Raw genomic sequence first — 16,897 nt, 5'->3', positions numbered from 1 at the left:
TGGAACGAGTAGACGCTCGAGGCGCTCAGCACCATGATCAGGCCGATCGTAAGCAGCAGCGCGGACGCTCCGACCAGCAAGTAGTAGGAGGACAGCGGCCGGTCGAGGGCATCGCGCAGCGCGGTCCAGCCGCCCCGGATCGACGAGCCGAACGGACGGCGGGCGGACTCCGCGGGCTGGGTCGGGGCCTCGGGCGTGGTGGTCGCCATCGAAGTCCCTCCCTGGTCAGTCGTCGGTCACGTGCTGGGTCCGGCCAGCCGCTGGTGCACCGCGGCGGCGAACTCGTCACCTCGGGCGCCGTAGTTGGCGAACATGTCCATGGACGCGCATCCCGGCGCCAGCAGCACGGTGTCTCCCGTCCGGGCGAGACGTGCGGCCGCGTCGACAACACGTGCCATCGCCGGTCCAGTCTCGCTGTCACCGATGTCGATGACGGGCACATCCGGCGCGTGTCGCGAAAGGGCCTCGGCGATGACCTGTCGGTCACGCCCGAGCAGGACGACGCCGCGGAGCCGCCCGCTGATGGCCTGCACGAGGTCGTCGAAGCGCGCCCCCTTGGCGAGCCCGCCCGCCACCCAGACCACCGACTCGAAGGCCTGCAACGAGCTCATCGCCGCGTGCGGGTTGGTGGCCTTGCTGTCGTCGACCCAGGTGATCTCGTCCGCCCGGGCCACCTGGGCGATCCGGTGTCCGTCGGGGGTGAAGGCCCGCAGTCCCTCTCGAACGGCCTCCTGCGAGACGCCGTGCGACCGGGCCAGGGCGGCGGCGGCCAGCGCGTTGGCCACCAGGTGCGGCGGCGGCGAGTCTCCGTGATGGAGGTCGGCCAGCGTGCACAGCTCGGCCGCGCTGCCGGACCGCTCCTCGATGAACGCCCGGTCGGCGAGGATGTCCTCGACGAGGCCGATCATGCCGATGCCGGGCATCCCGAGGGTGAAGCCGATCGCCCGCGCGCCCTCGATGACGTCAGCCTGCTCCACCATCCGCTGGGTCTCCGGGTCGGCCACGTTGTAGACACACGACCGCTGGACGCGCTCGTAGATCCGTCCCTTGTCCGCCGCGTAGCGCGCCATCCGCTCGGGGAACTGCTCGGGGCCGTCGTACCAGTCGAGGTGGTCCTCCGCGACGTTGAGCACCGCGGCCGCCTCGGCGCTCATCGAGTGGGTGTAGTGGAGCTGGAAGCTCGAGAGCTCGACCGCGAAGACGTCGTACGGCGTGGGGTCCATCACCGCCTCTACGATCGGTCGGCCCACGTTGCCGACCGCCGCGCTCCGGAGCCCGGCCGCCTTCAGGATCGAGTCGAGCATCTGCACCGTGGTGGTCTTGCCGTTGGTGCCGGTGACTGCGAGCCAGGGCGCGGCATGGTCGGGGTCGCGGAGCCGCCAGGCCAGCTCGACCTCGCCCCAGACGGGGACACCGCGGGCGGCCGCCTGGGCCAGCAACGGCGCCGAGGGCTTCCACCCTGGTGAGGTGACAACGAGGTCCACGTCGTCGGGCAACGTGTCGGTGGCGCCGCTCTCCAGCCGGATCGTGGCGCCGAGGGTCTCGAGGAGGGTGGCCTTCTCCGCCTTCTCGTCCGAGCTCGTCTCGTCGAGGGCGGTGACGTCTGCGCCGAGGAACAGGAGGTTGTCGGCCGCCGCGAAGCCGGAGACGCCGAAGCCGGCCACGACAGCGCGGACCCCGTCCCAGGAGTCGCGCCTGCCCAGGGCGTCGAGGTTGGGGCTCGTCATCCGGGGTCCCCGCGGCGTTGTTCGTCGGAGGAGCGCAGCGGAGGAGACGCAGAACGTCGTAGGGTGATCATCCGATGCCGGCCACCCATTCGGCGTAGAAGATGCCCAGGCCGGTCGCCACGCACAGCCCGGTGATGATCCAGAAGCGGATGACGATGGTGACCTCCTCCCAGCCGAGGTTCTCGAAGTGGTGCTGGAGGGGGGCGATGCGGAAGACCCGGTGGCCGGCCTTGACCCGGAACACCGAACGGAACATGCCGCTGGCCCGGCTGAGCTTGAAGACCGACACCTGGATCATCACCGACAACGTGATGACGACGAACAGCCCGCCGATGACGAGCAGCAGCAGCTCGGTGCGGGTCATGATCGCGAAGCCGGCCATCGCCCCGCCCAGGGCCAGCGAGCCGGTGTCGCCCATGAAGATCTGCGCGGGCGAGGCGTTCCACCACAGGAAGCCGAAGCACGCGCCGGTGATCGCCGCTGCTACGACCGCGAGGTCGAGGGGGTCGCGCACCTCGTAGCAGGAGCCCCCCGGTTGCAGGCTGCAGGACTGGCTGTTCTGCCAGATGTTGACGAGCGTGTATGCCCCGAACACCATCACGCACGCGCCGGTGGCGAGGCCGTCGAGTCCGTCGGCGAGGTTGACCGCGTTGCTGGTCCCCGTGACGATCAGCCAGATCAGCAGCACGACCAGCACGGTGGGCAGCGCCCACGAGTCGAAGTCGCGGATGAAGGACAGGTTGTGCGAGGCCGGCGTCTTGCCCCGGTCGTCGGCGAGTGCGGGTGAGAGCGCGAGGATCGCGAAGACGACCGCAATGAGTGTCTGGCCGATGATCTTGGCCCGGCTGCGCAGACCGAGGCTGCGTTGCCGACTGATCTTGATGAAGTCGTCGAGGAAGCCCACGGTGCCCAACCCGACGAACAGGAAGATCAGCAGCATGGCTGAGGCCGAGGGCAGCTGCCCGGTGATCAGTTTGGCGGCGAAGTAGCCCAGCACCGAGGCCAGGATGATGACGAGCCCGCCCATGGTGGGGGTGCCGCGCTTCGTGTGGTGGGTCGTAGGGCCGTCATCACGGATCTCCTGGCCATAGCCCCGGCGCGCGAGCACGTTGATGGCGTAACGGGTGCCGATCAGCGAGATCAGCAAGGACAACCCCCCGCCGAACAGGATCGCTCTCACGGGGTGCTGCTCCCTTCTCCGGGTGTCTCGGACGAGCTGGTGTCGGTGAGGGCCAGCGCGAGTACTTCCAGTGCCGCCCCTCGCGATGCCTTCACCAGGACGACATCTGCAGCCGAGACATTCTCTCGTAGCCACACCAGTGCCTCGTCACGCCCCACCGTGACAATCGCCTCACCGTGCCATGCGCCGTGCTCGGAAGCGGCGGCGGCCATGTGGGCGGCCATCGTCCCGACGGTGACGAGCACGTCGACCTGGGCACCGGCGGCCTTGAGCCCGACCTGCCGGTGCGCAGCGACCGTGCCCTCTCCGAGCTCCAGCATCTCGCCGAGCACGGCAATGGTCCGTCGACCGGTCCTGGCGGCGATGCCCTGCAGGACGTCCAGCGCCGCGCCCATCGACTCGGGGTTGGCGTTGTAGGCGTCGTTGACGATGACGGTCCCGTCGGCGCGCTCGTGCAGCTCCATGCGCCAGCGCGACGGCGGCTGGGCGTCCGTCAGTCCGTCAGCGACCGCGTCCAGGTCCAGGCCCGCCGCCAGTGCCATCCCAGCCGCGGCGAGGGCGTTCTCGACCTGGTGCAAGCCAAGCTCGGGGAGGTGGACCGTCGCCCCGCTCCCCCGCCACTGGAGGTCGAAGGAGGGACGGCCCAGGTCGTCGGTGGAGACCTCGGTCGCGCGCACGGTGCCGCCGTCGCCGAAGGTGATCACGCGGCCGGCTGCACGTGCAGCCATCGGAGCCACGAGCGGGTCGGCGGCGTTGAGCACCGCGGTGCCCTCAGCGGTCAGCGAGTCGACGATCTCGCCCTTCCCCTGGGCGATCGCCTCCCGGCTGCCGAACTCACCGATGTGCGCTGTGCCGACATTGAGGACCGCCGCGATGTCCGGCGGCGCGATCCCGCAGAGGTAGGCGATGTTGCCCACGTGACGAGCACCCATCTCCACCACGAGGTGCTTGGTCTGAGGGGTCGCGCGCAGCACGGTCAGCGGCACGCCGATCTCGTTGTTGAAGTTGCCGCGCGTGGCCACCGTGGGGCCGTCGCCCTCGAGGATCGCCGCGAGGTAGTCCTTGGTCCCGGTCTTGCCCTGCGAGCCGGTCAAGGCGTACGTCGTCACGCCGTCCAGCTCCTGCAGGACATGTCGCGCCAGGGTCCCGAGCGCCTGCACGACGTCCTCCACCACGACGGTCGGCACCCCGGTGACCCGACTTCCCAGCACGGCCACCGCGCCGGCGTCAGCGGCCCGGTCGACGAAGTCGTGTCCGTCCACCCGCTCGCCCACCAGGGCCACGAACAGCCCGTCTACCTCGGGCGTGCGCGTGTCGACGAAGGCAGCACCGGTGACCGTTGCGTCACCGTGAGCAGTCCCGCCGACGACCTGGGCGATCTCGGCGAGCGTCATCTCGATCATCGCTCGACCACCACCCGGGCGACCGCATCCGCCGCGACGACCCGGTCGTCGAAGGGATGTGTCTCGCCGTTGATCTCCTGGCCGGTCTCGTGTCCCTTGCCGGCGACCAGGACGACGTCGCCGGGTGCTGCGCGGCGTACGGCCTCGGCGATGGCCTCGCGGCGGTCGCCGATCTCCACGACCTCGGCCGGGCCGTCAGTCGTGCCGGCCAGGACAGCGGCCCGGATCGCGGCGGGGTCCTCCGTGCGCGGGTTGTCGTCGGTGACGACCAGCACGTCGGCCAGGCGAGCCGCGATCTCGCCCATCATCGGTCGCTTGCCCGGGTCGCGGTCGCCCCCGGCACCGAGGACCACGATGAGCCGGCCCTCGGCGAGCGGCCGCAGCGCCGTGAGGGCCGCCTCGACGGCGTCGGGCTTGTGCGCGTAGTCGACCACGAGGACGAAGTCCTGACCGGCGACGACCTGTTCGAGCCGCCCCGGCACACCCGCACCCTGGCCGATCCCGTCGGCGACCCGCGCGACGTCGAGGCCCGCGAGGGCGGCTGACGCGAGGGCGGCCAGCGCGTTGGAGACGTTGAACCCACCGGGCACGGGCACCCGGACCGGGACGTGGAGGCCCTCGGGGCCTCGGACGGTGAACGTGGTCCCGGCGCCGTCGGGCTTGACGTCGGTGGCTCGCCAGTCCGCGGCGGAGTGCAGGGAGAAGGTCTGCATCGGTATGGGCGCCCGACCGAGCAGCCGCCGGCCGAACTCGTCATCGATGTTGGTCAACCCCACCCGCGCGCGCTCCGGGGTGAACAGCGAGGCCTTGGCAGCGAAGTAGGCGTCGACGTCGGGGTGGAAGTCGAGGTGGTCGCGTCCCAGGTTGAGGAAGGTGGCCACGTCGAAGACCACTCCGTCCACGCGACCGAGGACGAGCGCGTGCGAGGACACCTCCATTGCGCACGCCTCCACTCCACGCTCCCGCATCAGCGCGAAGAGGCCGTGTAGGTCGGGTGCCTCCGGGGTCGTGAGCGAGGTCTTGATGTCGGCTCCTGCCACGCGCGTGCCCACGGTGCCGATCACGGCACCGGTGATCCCCGCGGCGGCCAACCCGTCGTCGAGCAGGCGCGTGGTCGTCGTCTTGCCCTGGGTCCCCGTGACGCCGATCATCCGCATCTCCGACGCGGGGTCGCCATAGATCCGTGCGGCCAGTCGACCCAGAACGCGACGGGGCTGGTCGACCACGAGAGCCGCGGCTCCCGGGGGGAGGAGCCGTGCACCGTCCCCGTCGGTCAGCACGGCCACAGCGCCGGCGGACACGGCGTCGGCCGCGAAGGTCGCACCGTGCGCGCGGGTGCCCGGCAGGGCGGCGTACAGGTCGCCGGACTGGATCCGCTGCGTGCTCAGTGACATGCCGGTGACCGCGACGTCGAGGTCGCCGTCCGTGTGCAACGGCGTCGACTGTGCGAGCCAGTCCACGAGGTCGCTCAGCTGCGTCCGGGGCGGGGCGGAGGGTCGCCCGGGGAGCATGTTCGGATCACCTGCCACATGCGGAGGGTATCGCTGCCTTCTCACCACTCGACAGGAAGCCGCGACGGCTTGCCATCGGTCGGCGGCACCCGGTAGCGGCTCAGGGCGTAGCCCATGATCCGCGAGAACGCGGGACCGGCGATCGATCCGCCGCCGCCATCGACCTGCGGTGCGTGCACCACGACGTAGACAGTGAAACGCGGGTCGTCGGCGGGCGCGAACCCCCCGAAGGACACGGTCGTGGAGCCGTCGTAGCAACCGCACGTCGGCGCCACCCGCTGGGCCGTGCCGGTCTTGCCGGCGACGAGGTAGCCGGGGACCTGTGCCCCCGGGGCGACACCCGCCTCCGGGTCCACGACGCGCTCCATCATCCGGGCCGTCTGCCGGGCCGCCTGCTCGCTGACCACCCTCGTCTCGGTCGCGACGTCCGTGCCGACGACCGTGCCGTCGTCGGTGGTGGCCGAGCCCTTGATGATGCTGGGCGAGATGCGTACACCGCCGTTGGCGATCGTGTTGACGGCAGCGGCCATCTGGACCGCGTTGACCGAGACCGACTGGCCGAACGCGACGCGGTCCTTGGTCTGGGAGGTCATCACGTCACCAGGAGTCAGGATGCCCGCAGACTCGCCCCGCATCCCGACGTCGGTGCGTTGACCGAGGCCGAACTTCTGGAGGTAGCCGACCAGCTCGAGTGGTGTGAAGGCGTCGGCGGCGAGCACGGAGCCGATGTTGGAGGACTTGGCGATGACCCCGGCCATCGTCAGCCTGATGATGGCGTGGTCGAACCAGTCGCCGAAGACGCGGTCCTGTCGGGGCAGGGAGGGCGGGATGCGCAGCCGGGTGCGTGGTGTCACCTTCCCGGCGTCGATCAGGGCGGACGCGGTGAGGACCTTCTCGACCGATCCCGGCTCGTAGGCGTCGCTGATCGCTCGTGAGCCCAGGTCGTCCTTGTCGGCCTCGAGCGCCTTGTTGGCGTCGAAGGTCGGGGCGTCCGCCAGTGCCATGACCTCGCCGGTGCGCGAGTCCATGACGATGGCGACGCCGCTCAGGGCCTTGTACTGCTGCAAGGTCTGGGCCAGCACGCGCTGGGTGAACCACTGCAGGTCCATGTCGACCGTGGTGGCCAGCGGGGTGCCGTTCTTCGCCGGGACCACGGTGTTCTCCCCGAGAGGGATCCGGTTGCCACCTCCCACCTGGAACCGCGCTGTGCCGTCTGTCCCTGACAGCTGGCGGTCGAAGGTGCGCTCGAAACCGAAGAGCGGCTCGTCGGTGCCGATGAAACCGAGGAGGTTGGCGGCCACGTCGTCGGCCGGGTAGTTGCGGATCGGGTCGTCGCGCAGGGTGATGCCCTCGTAGCCGGCCTCGCTCAGCTCGTCGACCAGGTCGGTGGCAATCGTGCTGGGCACCCGCCGCGCGATGTACTCGAACTGACTGCCGTCCTCGCGCAGCCGGGCCAACGTCTTGAAGTAGTCGACGTCGAGCCGCTGGGAAAGCAGTGTCGCCAGCGCGGGGGCGTCGTCGGTCGTCATCACCGGGTCCGCGACGACCATCTTGCCGTGGACCGAGTCCGCCAGCCGCAGCCCGTTGCGGTCCAGGATGTCGCCGCGCTCGGCGGGCAGGATCCGCTCCTCCACGCTCTCCGCGGCCGCCATCTCGGCATAGGAGTTCGGGTCGATGCCCTGGAGCTGCACCAGCCGGGCACCGAAGAAGGAGAGCACCATCGCGATCACGATCAGGCCGAAGCGGAGCCGGAACGCAGGCGCACCGCGGCGGGCGTCGTGCGGGCGGCCGGCCGCCTTGCGTGTCGCCGTGGAAGACAACGTTGCTCCGTCCGGTGGGTCTGGTCAGGTCGCGCGGTGCTGATGGAGGGCTGGTGGAGGGCTGGTGGAGGGCTGGTGGGGTGCTGGTCAGGGCTGGGCCGACGTTGGCAAATCTAGGCACGTGGTCGGCCGCTCAGGCGGCTGCCGCGCCGTCAGTGCCGTTTGCGTCCCGGGGTGTTCTGGGGCTTCTTGTTCTTGCTGGTCGGGGCAGGCTCCGCCATCACCTTCACGATGGTGGGCGCAGGCGCGAGGACCTTCGGCTTGATCGGCGCCGGGGGGGCGAGGTTGAGCGCGTCCGTCGGCAGGGCCGGCACCTTCTCCCCCAGCACGCTGCCGTCCAGACCGAGGAAGGTCGGCGCCGGCGGGACGACCATGCCCATCGCCTGCGCCTCGGCGGCGACCCGCTGGGGGTTGCGGAGGTCCGCCAGCTCCATCTGCAAGGTCTGCTCCCGGGCGGCGAGGTTGGTGGCCTGCTCCTCGAGGGACGTCGCGGCGAACGACGCCTGCTGCATCGAGGTGTTGAACAGCACCAGCCCGACGACGCCCCCGACGAGGATCAGGCTCACCAGCGTCACGAACGGGACCTTGGGAGCTCGCGTACGGGTGCGGGGGACGACGGAGAGGCGGGCCTTCTCGACCGCGGCAGAGGCGATACGCGACCCACGGCTACGGATCTGGACTGCAGAACTGCTCATCGTTGCACTCCTCGGCGGGGCCGGGCTGGGGGACGTGAGGGTCGGACCCGTTCGATGGCGCGCAACCGCACGGAGGCGGCACGCGGGTTCTGCTCGATCTCGTGCTCGTCGGCCACCTCGGCGCCGCGGGTGACGAGCTGCATGTCGGGCTCGCTGCCCTCGGGCACGAACGGCAGGTCCTCGGGCACGTCGAGGCGCGACGCGGCGGTGAAGGCCCTCTTGACCAGTCGGTCCTCGAGGGAGTGGTAGGACTCCACCACCACCCGGCCGCCCACGCCGATCACCTCGAGCGAGGCCGGGACGGCGCGCTCCAGGACCGCGAGCTCGTTGTTGACCTCCATGCGCAACGCCTGGAACGTCCGCTTGGCCGGATGGCCTCCGGTCCGTCGAGCCGGGGCCGGGATCTCTGCGTAGAGCAACTCCACGAGCCGGGCGCTCGTGGTGAAGGGGGCGACCTCTCTCTCCCGCTCGACCGCCCGCGCGATCTTCTTGGCGAACTTCTCCTCGCCGTAGTCGCGGAGCACTCGGGTGAGCTCAGGCACGGAGTAGCTGTTGAGAACGTCGGCGGCAGTAAGCCCCGTGGTGTTGTCCATCCTCATGTCGAGCGGTGCGTCTGCGGCGTACGCGAATCCGCGCTCGCGGACATCGAGCTGCATCGAGGAGACGCCCAGGTCGAAGAAGACGGCGTCGACGTGGTTCAGCCCTTGACCCCGGACGACGTCCGAGATCTCGTCATAGACCGCGTGTACGCCGACGAACCGGTCGCCGAAGGGCCGGAGCCGCTCGCCTGCGAGCTCGAGGGCGTCCGGGTCGCGGTCGATCCCGATGACCCGGGCCGTGTCGCAGCGCTGGAGGACTGCCTCGCTGTGACCGCCGAGGCCCAGGGTGCAGTCGACCAAGACAGCTCCGTCGAGCGCCAGGGAAGGCGCTAGCAGAGCGACGACCCGGTCGAGGAGGACCGGAGCGTGGCTGGGAGTCCTCATCGGCCCTGGCCTACCGACCCACGTGCATGAGGAGGAAGAACGCGGCCGTGAGTCCGGCCGAGGTGGCGGCGGAGAAGGCCATCAGGGTCATCGCCTCGCGAGCCTGCTCGCGCACCCGCGGCGGCCGAGGGGCCATGCCCCCCGGGCTGCGAGTGACTGCGGTGCTGCTCATGATCTCGACCCCACGTGTTGGTTGACGACTGCCGGTGACTGCTGTGCGGGTGACTTCTCTGCTGCTGACGTCCGGCCGCCGGACCTGGTCCCGGTCCGCTCCCCCAGGGAAGTGCCGTCTGACACCGGGGAAGGTGAGTCAGAAGACGAAAGGGAGCGGACACGAGACCGGATGCTGCGGACCTCGTCAGCTGTTCAGTTGTGGTGCTGGCTAGATGCCGGGGAAGACCTCGTCGCTGAGCTCGGAGAACTTCTGCTCCTGCTCCTGCGAGTAGGCCGTCCACGACGTCGGGTCCCAGATCTCGATGCGGTTCATCGAGCCAATGACGACGACGTCCTTGGCGAGCGAGGCGTACTCACGCAGTGGTGCTGGGATCGAGATGCGTCCCTGCTTGTCCGGCACCTCCTGGGAGGCAGCGGCAAACAGCATGCGGACGTAGTCCCGCGTGCCCTTGTTGGTCACCGGCGCCTCGCGGAGCCGGTCGGTCAGCCTGCTGAAGTCATCGAGTGACCAGACCGTCAGGCAGCGCTCCTGCCCTCTGGTCACCACGAGTCCCTCCGTCAGCTGGTCCCTGAACTTCGCCGGAAGGAAGAGCCGGCCCTTCTCATCGAGCCTGGGCGTGTAGGTGCCGAAGAACATCCGGCCCCTCCCCTGCTCGATGTGCAAGAACGACCCTGTCCCCCACTTCGCTCCACTCTACTCCACAACGCTCCACCGTCAACCACATTCGGCATGTTTTCGCACCCGATCGGGGGTGTGACGGCACTGGGCGGGTCCCTCGGAGATGTCGGAAGCGCCCGGAAGGACGTCACAGCACCGGGCTGGCAACGCCCGAAGGGCAGCTCGCACGACCTCGGTGGAGGGAAGTGGAGCGACTGGTGGGGAAATGTGGTTCCGGGGAGGGAATCTCCACTCCCGTGCCGGTAACTTGCCCGCAGGACTTACGGTTGGGACATCGGGCATGAGCCGGAGTGCGTTCCGGTCGCGAATGAGGGAGTGCACGTTGAGTACGTCGGTCTCAGGCGATGCTGATCTGGAAACCTTGGCGAGGGTCGTGGATCGGGTTCGCAACAACATCGAGCGCGTCATCGAGGGCAAGCCCGACGTCGTCTCCGCGGCGATCGTGGTCCTGCTCGCCGAAGGACATCTCCTGATCGAGGACGTGCCCGGGGTGGGCAAGACACAGCTGGCGAAGGCGCTGGCCCGCAGCATCGACTCCACGGTCCGGCGGATCCAGTTCACGCCCGACCTGCTCCCCTCCGACGTCACGGGGGTATCGGTCTTCAACCAGGACACCCGGGAGTTCGAGTTCCGACCCGGCGGGGTCTTCGCGAACATCGTGGTGGGCGACGAGATCAACCGCGCCTCCCCGAAGACGCAGTCGGCACTGCTCGAGTGCATGGAGGAGCGCCAGGTCACCGTCGACAACACGACCTTCATGCTCGAGAAGCCGTTCATGGTCATCGCGACCCAGAACCCCATCGAGATGGAGGGCACCTATGCCCTCCCCGAGGCGCAGCGCGACCGCTTCATGGCACGGGTCTCCGTGGGCTATCCCGTGGAGGCCGCCGAGATCGCGATGCTCGACGCACACACGAGCGCCAACCCACTCGACGACCTCGAGCCGGTGACCGACGCGGGCGAGATCCGCAAGCTCACCGAGATCGTCGGTCAGGTGCACGTCTCACCTGCGGTGCAGCGCTACGCGGTCGCGCTTGCGACGGCGACGCGCAACTCCCCCGAGCTCCACCTCGGCGCGTCACCGCGCGCGACCCTGCACCTCGTCCGCGCGGCGAAGGCCGTCGCTGCCATGTCGGGCCGTGACTACGTCCTGCCCGATGACGTCCACGGACTCGCTCGGCCGGTCCTGGCTCACCGCCTGCTGCCGAGCGTGGAGTCGGCGATGAGCGGTCGTACGGGCGGCGCGATCCTCGACGGCATCGTGTCCGGGGTGCCGGTCCCCGAAGGTGACCGTGCGTGAGGCCCTCGCCGGCCTGACCGTCCGCGGACGGCTGTTCCTGGCTGCCGGGGTGACCACGGTCGTCTGCGCGATGATCGTGGGGCAGACCCCGCTCGTCCGCATCGGGGTGCTGGTCACCGCGCTGCCGCTGCTCGCCGCCGTGTGGATCGGCAGGTCGCGCTACCGGCTCGCACTGACCCGCACGGTGTCCCCCCAGCTGGTCGCCGCCGGTCAGCCGGCCGAGGTGCAGCTGACCCTGACCAACGAGTCGCGCACCCCCACTGGGGTGCTGCTCCTCGAGGACCACCTGCCCTACGTGCTCGGCACCCGTCCACGGTTCGTGCTCGAGGGGATCGGCCACGGCTGGCGCCGCCATGTGACCTACCAGGTCAGGTCCGAGGTCCGGGGTCACTTCGACGTCGGTCCGATGTCGGTGCGGGTGACCGACCCGTTCGGCTTCGTGGAGCTCGGTCGGGCGTTCCACACCACCGCGTCCCTCACGGTCACCCCCCGCACGGTCACGCTGCCCGGCATCCCGCTGGGCGGGGCGTGGACGGGCTCCGGTGACAACCGACCGCGCGCGTTCGCCACCGGCAGCGCCGAGGACGTCACGGTTCGCGAATACCGCCGGGGCGACGACCTGCGCCGGGTGCACTGGCGCAGCTCGGCTCGTGTCGGCGAGCTCATGGTCAGGCGCGAGGAGCAACCGTGGCAGTCACGCGCCACCGTGTTCCTCGACAACCGGCTCGTCTCCCACCGCGGCCAAGGCGTCGCCTCATCCCTCGAGGCCGCCGTCTCCGCTGCGGCGTCCGTCGCCGTGCACCTGAGCCAGCGCGGCTACGCCGTCCGCCTCGTCACCGCGTCCGGCGAGGACCAAGGCGCTGCCTGGCACTCCCGGTCCGCTGGCGTGAACACGGCTCCCCTCCTGGAGGCGCTGGCCGTCGTCCAGGTCGAGCACTCCGCCCGACTCGACACCAGCTGGATCTCCGACGAGCCCGGTCACGGCGGCCTGCTGCTCGCCGTCCTGGGTGCGGTGACCGACAACGACGGACCGTTCCTCAAACGGCTCCAGCACCACGCGGCGACGAGTGCCGCCATCACCCTCGATGTCGACGCCTGGGCCCCCCACCTCGCCCAGTCGGCCGACAAGCTGGCCGCGACCGCCCTCGCGGCGACGGGCTGGCGGGCAGTCACCCTGCGACCCGGTGACCATCTCGAAGTCGTCTGGCAAGAGCTCGGCCGGCTGAGCACCCGCCAGCAGGTGGGCGCATGAGCCGCCAGCGCGCGTCCCTGGCGTTCACGATGGGACTGGCCGGTGCCGCCGCGGCCACGACGTGGTTCACGCTGCTCTCGTGGCGCACCTTCACGAGCAACGCCGTCGAGGTCACCATGCCGTTGCTCTTCATCGGCGCCCTGGTGGCTGCCATCGGCGGAGGTGGCCGCTGGCTGCGGCTGCCGCTGATGGTCGTCCTGGTCGCCCAGATCGTGGTGGCCGGACTGTGTGTGCTGGGCTCCGCCACCGGTTCGATCGCACCGACCCCGGTGACTTTGAGCGAGTTCGTCCGCGCCTTCGAGGACGGGCTCGCGTCCTCGCGCGCCTACATGGCGCCCATCCCGTCCAACGTGCCGCCGATCACCGCGCTCCTCGTCGCCGGGGGCGCACTCACGTTCGTGGTCCTCGACCTGCTCGCCGCCGGTCTCCGCCGGATCCCCCTGGCCGGGCTCGTCCTGCTGACGGTCTACAGCGTCCCGGTCACCATTACGGGGAACGGCCTGTCGTGGTGGGCCTTCATCGCGATGTCCGTCGGCTTCCTCGGCATGCTCCACCTCGTCAACGACGAGCAGATCTCCGGTTGGGGCCGTGGGATGGGCTCGGAGGACGAGGCCGACCCGAGCGCCTTCGGGGTCCGCACTGGCGCCGTACGCACCTCGGCCCTGGCCATCGGCACGACCGCTACGACATTGGCACTGGCGCTGCCGCTCATCATCCCGACCCTCGAGGTCACCCTCTTCGACGGCAACGGCCCCGGCCAGCGCGAGATCGAGGTCGTCAACCCGATGGTCGACCTGCGACGAGACCTCGATCGTGGCGTGGACGTCCCCCTGCTCGTGGTCCGCACCCCCGGCGAGGCTCCCAGCTACTTCCGCACCACGGTGCTGACCAGCTTCAACGGAGACACCTGGACTCCCGGCGACCGTGACATCCCCGAGTCCCAGGTCGCTCGCGGCCCGATGCCCGATCTCGCCGGCATCGCCGTCCAGACCCCTCGCACCGAGGTCCCCTTCGACGTCAGGGTCACCGAGGACTTCGAGTCGACCTGGCTGCCGACGACGCCCCAGGTCTCCAGCATGGAGGCCGAGGGCGACTGGCGCTACGACGTCTCCACGATGGACTTCATGACGACCGACCCGGAGACCACGACCTCGGAGATGACCTACTCCTTCACCGGCGTCGCCGTGGAGCCCGACCCGGCCCTCATGGACAACGCAGTGTCCGGCGCAGCCGACGTGCGGTCCACCTATCTCGAGGTGTCGACCGAGGTCTCCGGCGAGATCCGCAGGCTCGCTGCGACAGTCACCGCGGACGCGACCACACGCTTCCGCAAGGCGCAGGCACTGCAGCAGTGGTTCCGCGAGGACGGCAACTTCGTCTACAGCACCAAGGCCATCGAGAACGCGGAGGACGGCAACCTCGACGCCTTCCTCGACGAGTCGGGCCGAGTCGGCTACTGCGAGCAGTTCGCGGCCTCCATGGCGATCATGGCCAGGATCCTGGGCATCCCCGCCCGCGTGGCCGTGGGCTTCCTGGAGTCCAGGCGCGTCGGCCCCGGCACCTACGAGTTCTCGTCCCACGACCTGCACGCGTGGCCGGAGCTGTACTTCCCGGGCGCCGGCTGGGTCCGGTTCGAGCCGACCCCGGGAGCGCGAGCCGAAGGGGTCCCGGCCTACACCCGGGTCGATCTCGGACCCGGGGCGAGCGCGGCGCCGTCCCCGAGCGCGACCCGATCCAGCGCGGAGCTGGCTCCCCGTGGAGAGACCGCGGCTCCCGAGGAAGGAGCCGGGGACGAGGCGTCCAGCGTTCCGTGGGGGACCATCGTGCTGGCCGTGCTCGGACTCGTCCTGCTGGTCGCTCTCGTGCTGGTGCCCGGCGCCGTACGCCGCAGGCGCCGCGACCGTCGCCTGCTGGGCGGCATCGAGGACCTCTGGCTCGAGCTGCGCGACCACGCGATCGACCTAGGCCACGCGTGGCCGGCGGGACTGTCACCACGCGCGACCGGCGTGTGGCTGTCGACCCACTTCGGCCCCAGCGCCGACGGTGCCGATCGCGGTGTCGAACGCCCTCGTCAGGGACCTGACCAGGACCCCGCAGCCGTCGAGGCGCTGCACCGGCTGGTCGGACAGATCGAGCGCGCGCGCTACGCCCGCTCGGTCAGTGCCCTCGACAGCGCCCAGGCGGTCGAGGACGTCAGGGCCGTCGAGTCGGCGCTCGACCACGGAGTCGGACCGCGAGTTCGACGGCGGTCGCAGTGGTTGCCGCGGTCGTTGCGACCGGCACCGTCCAGCACCGCACCCGAGGTCGTCACCCGCCAGGCCGAGGACGCGGTCCGGGCCTGAGGGTGCTTCGGGCCTGAGGACACTTCGAGGCTGAGCGCTTCGAGACTCGACGGACGATGGTGCCCGGATCTTGGGGCGAGCGGGTCTTAGTAGGGGCCCTGCTCGCGGCGGTGCCGCCAGCGCTGTTCCATCCGCTCCATGAAGGACCCGGAGGAACGCGACGACGTCCGTCGACCCAGGCCACGAGGACGCTTGGACTGCTGCCGGCGTCCGCCGTCGACCACCCCGAAGCCCTCGTGCCGGGTCTCCCGCATCGGCTGGTGGAGCACTGCGGGGTTGCGCAGGGCAGTCACACCGATCGTGGCCGCGGCCAGCATGACCACGAAGCCGACGATCCCGATGATGGGCTGGCTGGCGATCACTCCACCGGTCAGCAGTGCCAGGCCGATCACGAAGACGACGCCGGCGACGACGGCGCGGCGGCGTGCTGCGCGCTGCATCGACGTGCCGCGGAGGGTGGAGGCCAGCTTGGGATCCTCCTCGACGAGCGCGCGCTCCATCTGTTCGAGCAGTCGAAGCTCTTCTTCGGACAGCGGCACGATTCCTCCTCGTCTGACCCCATGGACCCAGTCGGACCAGTGTGTCCTCGCAAGTCTAGGCGCGCCGTGGGCACGGAGGTAGCGGGTAGGAAGAATTACCTCCTTCCGGATGTCCGCAACAGGCTCGCTGGACCGAGCGCGACCGCTCCGAAGCGTCGGGTCGCCCTGTCCACCGCCCGATCGGCGTCCGCCCAGCCGTGCTCCGGCTCCCCCAGCACCAGCTGGCGGTGGACGCTCGTGCGCGTGACCAGTCCTTCCACCCGCACCCCCACGAGCCGGAGCCGGGCGCGTTGGAGTCCGAGCGCGTCGAAGAGGCGGGTCGCGGTGCGATAGATCTCCACCGTCACGTCGGTTGCCTCGGGCAGCGTGCGCGAACGGGTGATGGTGGTGAAGTCGGCGAACCGGATCCTGATGGTGACGGTGCGACCGGCCACCCCGGCACCGCGCATCCGACCGCTGACCCGCTGCGAGAGCCTGAGCAGCTCACGCCGGATCACCTCGCCGTCATCGGTGTCGCGGGCAAAGGTCTCGTCCGCCCCCATCGACCTGTCGGGCTCGAGCGGACCTGCCCGGGGGGTGATCGCCCGGCGGTCGGTGCCCCAGGCGAGCTCGTGCAGATGGCTGCCGAGGCGGTGCCCGACCGCCCGCTGGAGCGTGCGCACCGGGGTGTGGGCGACGTCGCCGACCGTGACCAGACCGAGGCGGTGCAGCATCGTGCGGGTCTTCTCCCCCACTCCCCAGAGCTCGCCCACGTCGAGGGGGTGCAAGAAGGCCGTCACCGTCGACGGGGGCACCACCACGACCCCGTCCGGCTTGGCCCGTCGGCTGGCCAGCTTGGCCACTGACACCGATGCGGCCACTCCGACCGAGCAGGTGATGCCCTGCTCGTCATGGATCACTGATCGGAGGTGCTCGGCGATGCCGACGGGCGGCCCCAGTCGCCGGATGGAGCCGCGGACGTCGAGGACGGCCTCGTCGAGCGAGACCACCTCGACCAGCGGGGTCACGCGACGGAAGTTCTCCAGCACCGAGGTGGAAACCTGTTGGAACGTCTCGAAGTCCGGCGCGATCACCACTGCCTGGGGGCACAGCCGCCGGGCCCGCGTCATCGACAACGCCGAACGGACGCCGTACTGCCTGGCCAGGTAGTTGGCCGAGAGCACCACTCCCCGGCTCCCGCCGCCGACGATCACCGGGACGTCCCTCAGGTCGGGGCGCTCGCGGACCGCGACGGAGGCGTAGAACGCGTCCATGTCGACGTGCAGGATCGGGGTGTCCGTCATCGGGCCACC

The 16,897-nt window shown here is 70.2% G+C and carries 14 protein-coding genes and 1 pseudogene; 3 read left to right on the top strand and 12 right to left on the bottom strand.

Going from position 1 to position 16,897, the window contains the following annotated elements; genetic code table 11:
• The 10 genes and pseudogenes from JWN68_RS05290 to mraZ form a co-directional block, all read right to left on the bottom strand.
• A pseudogene (locus JWN68_RS05290) lies at nt 1-209 on the bottom strand (cell division protein FtsW); the annotation flags it as partial.
• Between the two features lie 27 nt (nt 210-236).
• Nucleotides 237-1,727: a UDP-N-acetylmuramoyl-L-alanine--D-glutamate ligase gene (gene murD / locus JWN68_RS05285; protein WP_297735746.1), complete on the bottom strand. Its 1,491-nt coding sequence runs from the start codon at nt 1,725-1,727 to the stop codon at nt 237-239.
• A 67-nt stretch (nt 1,728-1,794) separates the two neighbouring features.
• A complete protein-coding gene (gene mraY, locus JWN68_RS05280; protein WP_297735743.1) occupies nt 1,795-2,907 on the bottom strand; it encodes a phospho-N-acetylmuramoyl-pentapeptide-transferase in 1,113 nt (370 codons plus the stop codon).
• Complete coding sequence (murF, locus tag JWN68_RS05275; protein WP_297735740.1) at nt 2,904-4,310, bottom strand: UDP-N-acetylmuramoyl-tripeptide--D-alanyl-D-alanine ligase; 1,407 nt, start codon at nt 4,308-4,310, stop codon at nt 2,904-2,906. The genes mraY and murF overlap by 4 nt, the downstream gene beginning before the upstream one ends.
• Complete coding sequence (locus tag JWN68_RS05270) at nt 4,307-5,839, bottom strand: UDP-N-acetylmuramoyl-L-alanyl-D-glutamate--2,6-diaminopimelate ligase (protein WP_297735736.1); 1,533 nt, start codon at nt 5,837-5,839, stop codon at nt 4,307-4,309. Before JWN68_RS05270 ends, murF begins: the two co-directional genes overlap by 4 nt.
• Nucleotides 5,840-5,862: 23 nt before the next feature.
• Nucleotides 5,863-7,641 (bottom strand): penicillin-binding protein 2, encoded by a 1,779-nt coding sequence (locus JWN68_RS05265; RefSeq protein WP_297735733.1) that lies wholly within the window; start codon nt 7,639-7,641, stop codon nt 5,863-5,865.
• 152 nt (nt 7,642-7,793) lie between these two features.
• The gene (locus tag JWN68_RS05260) at nt 7,794-8,336 is read right to left on the bottom strand and encodes a hypothetical protein (protein ID WP_297735730.1); all 543 of its coding nucleotides are present in this window, start codon (nt 8,334-8,336) and stop codon (nt 7,794-7,796) included.
• Complete coding sequence (rsmH, locus tag JWN68_RS05255; RefSeq protein ID WP_297735727.1) at nt 8,333-9,319, bottom strand: 16S rRNA (cytosine(1402)-N(4))-methyltransferase RsmH; 987 nt, start codon at nt 9,317-9,319, stop codon at nt 8,333-8,335. Before rsmH ends, JWN68_RS05260 begins: the two co-directional genes overlap by 4 nt.
• A 10-nt stretch (nt 9,320-9,329) precedes the next feature.
• Entirely contained in the window at nt 9,330-9,491 is a 162-nt protein-coding gene (locus JWN68_RS05250) for a hypothetical protein (RefSeq protein ID WP_297735724.1), read from the bottom strand.
• Nucleotides 9,492-9,701: 210 nt separating this feature from the next.
• Nucleotides 9,702-10,130 (bottom strand): division/cell wall cluster transcriptional repressor MraZ, encoded by a 429-nt coding sequence (gene mraZ, locus JWN68_RS05245; protein ID WP_297735753.1) that lies wholly within the window; start codon nt 10,128-10,130, stop codon nt 9,702-9,704.
• Between the two features lie 349 nt (nt 10,131-10,479).
• On the opposite strand from mraZ, the gene JWN68_RS05240 reads away from it, so the two are divergent.
• From JWN68_RS05240 to JWN68_RS05230, 3 genes are read left to right on the top strand one after another with little or no spacing between them, the layout of a single operon-like run.
• Nucleotides 10,480-11,472: a MoxR family ATPase gene (locus tag JWN68_RS05240; protein WP_297735750.1), complete on the top strand. Its 993-nt coding sequence runs from the start codon at nt 10,480-10,482 to the stop codon at nt 11,470-11,472.
• Complete coding sequence (locus tag JWN68_RS05235) at nt 11,465-12,724, top strand: DUF58 domain-containing protein (RefSeq protein WP_297735721.1); 1,260 nt, start codon at nt 11,465-11,467, stop codon at nt 12,722-12,724. The genes JWN68_RS05240 and JWN68_RS05235 overlap by 8 nt, the downstream gene beginning before the upstream one ends.
• Nucleotides 12,721-15,066, top strand: coding sequence for a DUF3488 and transglutaminase-like domain-containing protein (locus JWN68_RS05230; RefSeq protein ID WP_297735718.1), 2,346 nt, complete (start codon nt 12,721-12,723; stop codon nt 15,064-15,066). Before JWN68_RS05235 ends, JWN68_RS05230 begins: the two co-directional genes overlap by 4 nt.
• Before the next feature lie 86 nt (nt 15,067-15,152).
• Here JWN68_RS05230 and JWN68_RS05225 read toward each other — a convergent pair whose 3' ends face one another.
• Both JWN68_RS05225 and dinB read right to left on the bottom strand, forming a co-directional pair.
• Nucleotides 15,153-15,605 (bottom strand): DUF3040 domain-containing protein, encoded by a 453-nt coding sequence (locus JWN68_RS05225; RefSeq protein WP_297735715.1) that lies wholly within the window; start codon nt 15,603-15,605, stop codon nt 15,153-15,155.
• A gap of 95 nt (nt 15,606-15,700) precedes the next feature.
• Nucleotides 15,701-16,888, bottom strand: coding sequence for a DNA polymerase IV (gene dinB / locus JWN68_RS05220; protein ID WP_297735712.1), 1,188 nt, complete (start codon nt 16,886-16,888; stop codon nt 15,701-15,703).
• Nucleotides 16,889-16,897: the final 9 nt, after the last annotated feature.

The organism is Nocardioides sp. (assembly GCF_025964975.1).
GTDB lineage: Bacteria > Actinomycetota > Actinomycetes > Propionibacteriales > Nocardioidaceae > Nocardioides.
The sequence above is the reverse complement of the archived record's forward strand: the minus strand, read 5'-3'. Positions and strand labels throughout refer to the sequence as shown.

Bases quoted from the DNA above. Each gene is read 5' to 3' on its own strand.
- murF (WP_297735740.1), bottom strand. From the start codon at position 4,310: ATGATCGAGATGACGCTCGCCGAGATCGCCCAGGTCGTCGGCGGGACT.
- murD (WP_297735746.1), bottom strand. From the start codon at position 1,727: ATGACGAGCCCCAACCTCGACGCCCTGGGCAGGCGCGACTCCTGGGAC.
- rsmH (WP_297735727.1), bottom strand. From the start codon at position 9,319: ATGAGGACTCCCAGCCACGCTCCGGTCCTCCTCGACCGGGTCGTCGCT.
- JWN68_RS05250 (WP_297735724.1), bottom strand. From the start codon at position 9,491: ATGAGCAGCACCGCAGTCACTCGCAGCCCGGGGGGCATGGCCCCTCGG.
- JWN68_RS05240 (WP_297735750.1), top strand. From the start codon at position 10,480: ATGAGGGAGTGCACGTTGAGTACGTCGGTCTCAGGCGATGCTGATCTG.
- mraZ (WP_297735753.1), bottom strand. From the start codon at position 10,130: ATGTTCTTCGGCACCTACACGCCCAGGCTCGATGAGAAGGGCCGGCTC.
- JWN68_RS05230 (WP_297735718.1), top strand. From the start codon at position 12,721: ATGAGCCGCCAGCGCGCGTCCCTGGCGTTCACGATGGGACTGGCCGGT.
- JWN68_RS05260 (WP_297735730.1), bottom strand. From the start codon at position 8,336: ATGAGCAGTTCTGCAGTCCAGATCCGTAGCCGTGGGTCGCGTATCGCC.
- dinB (WP_297735712.1), bottom strand. From the start codon at position 16,888: ATGACGGACACCCCGATCCTGCACGTCGACATGGACGCGTTCTACGCC.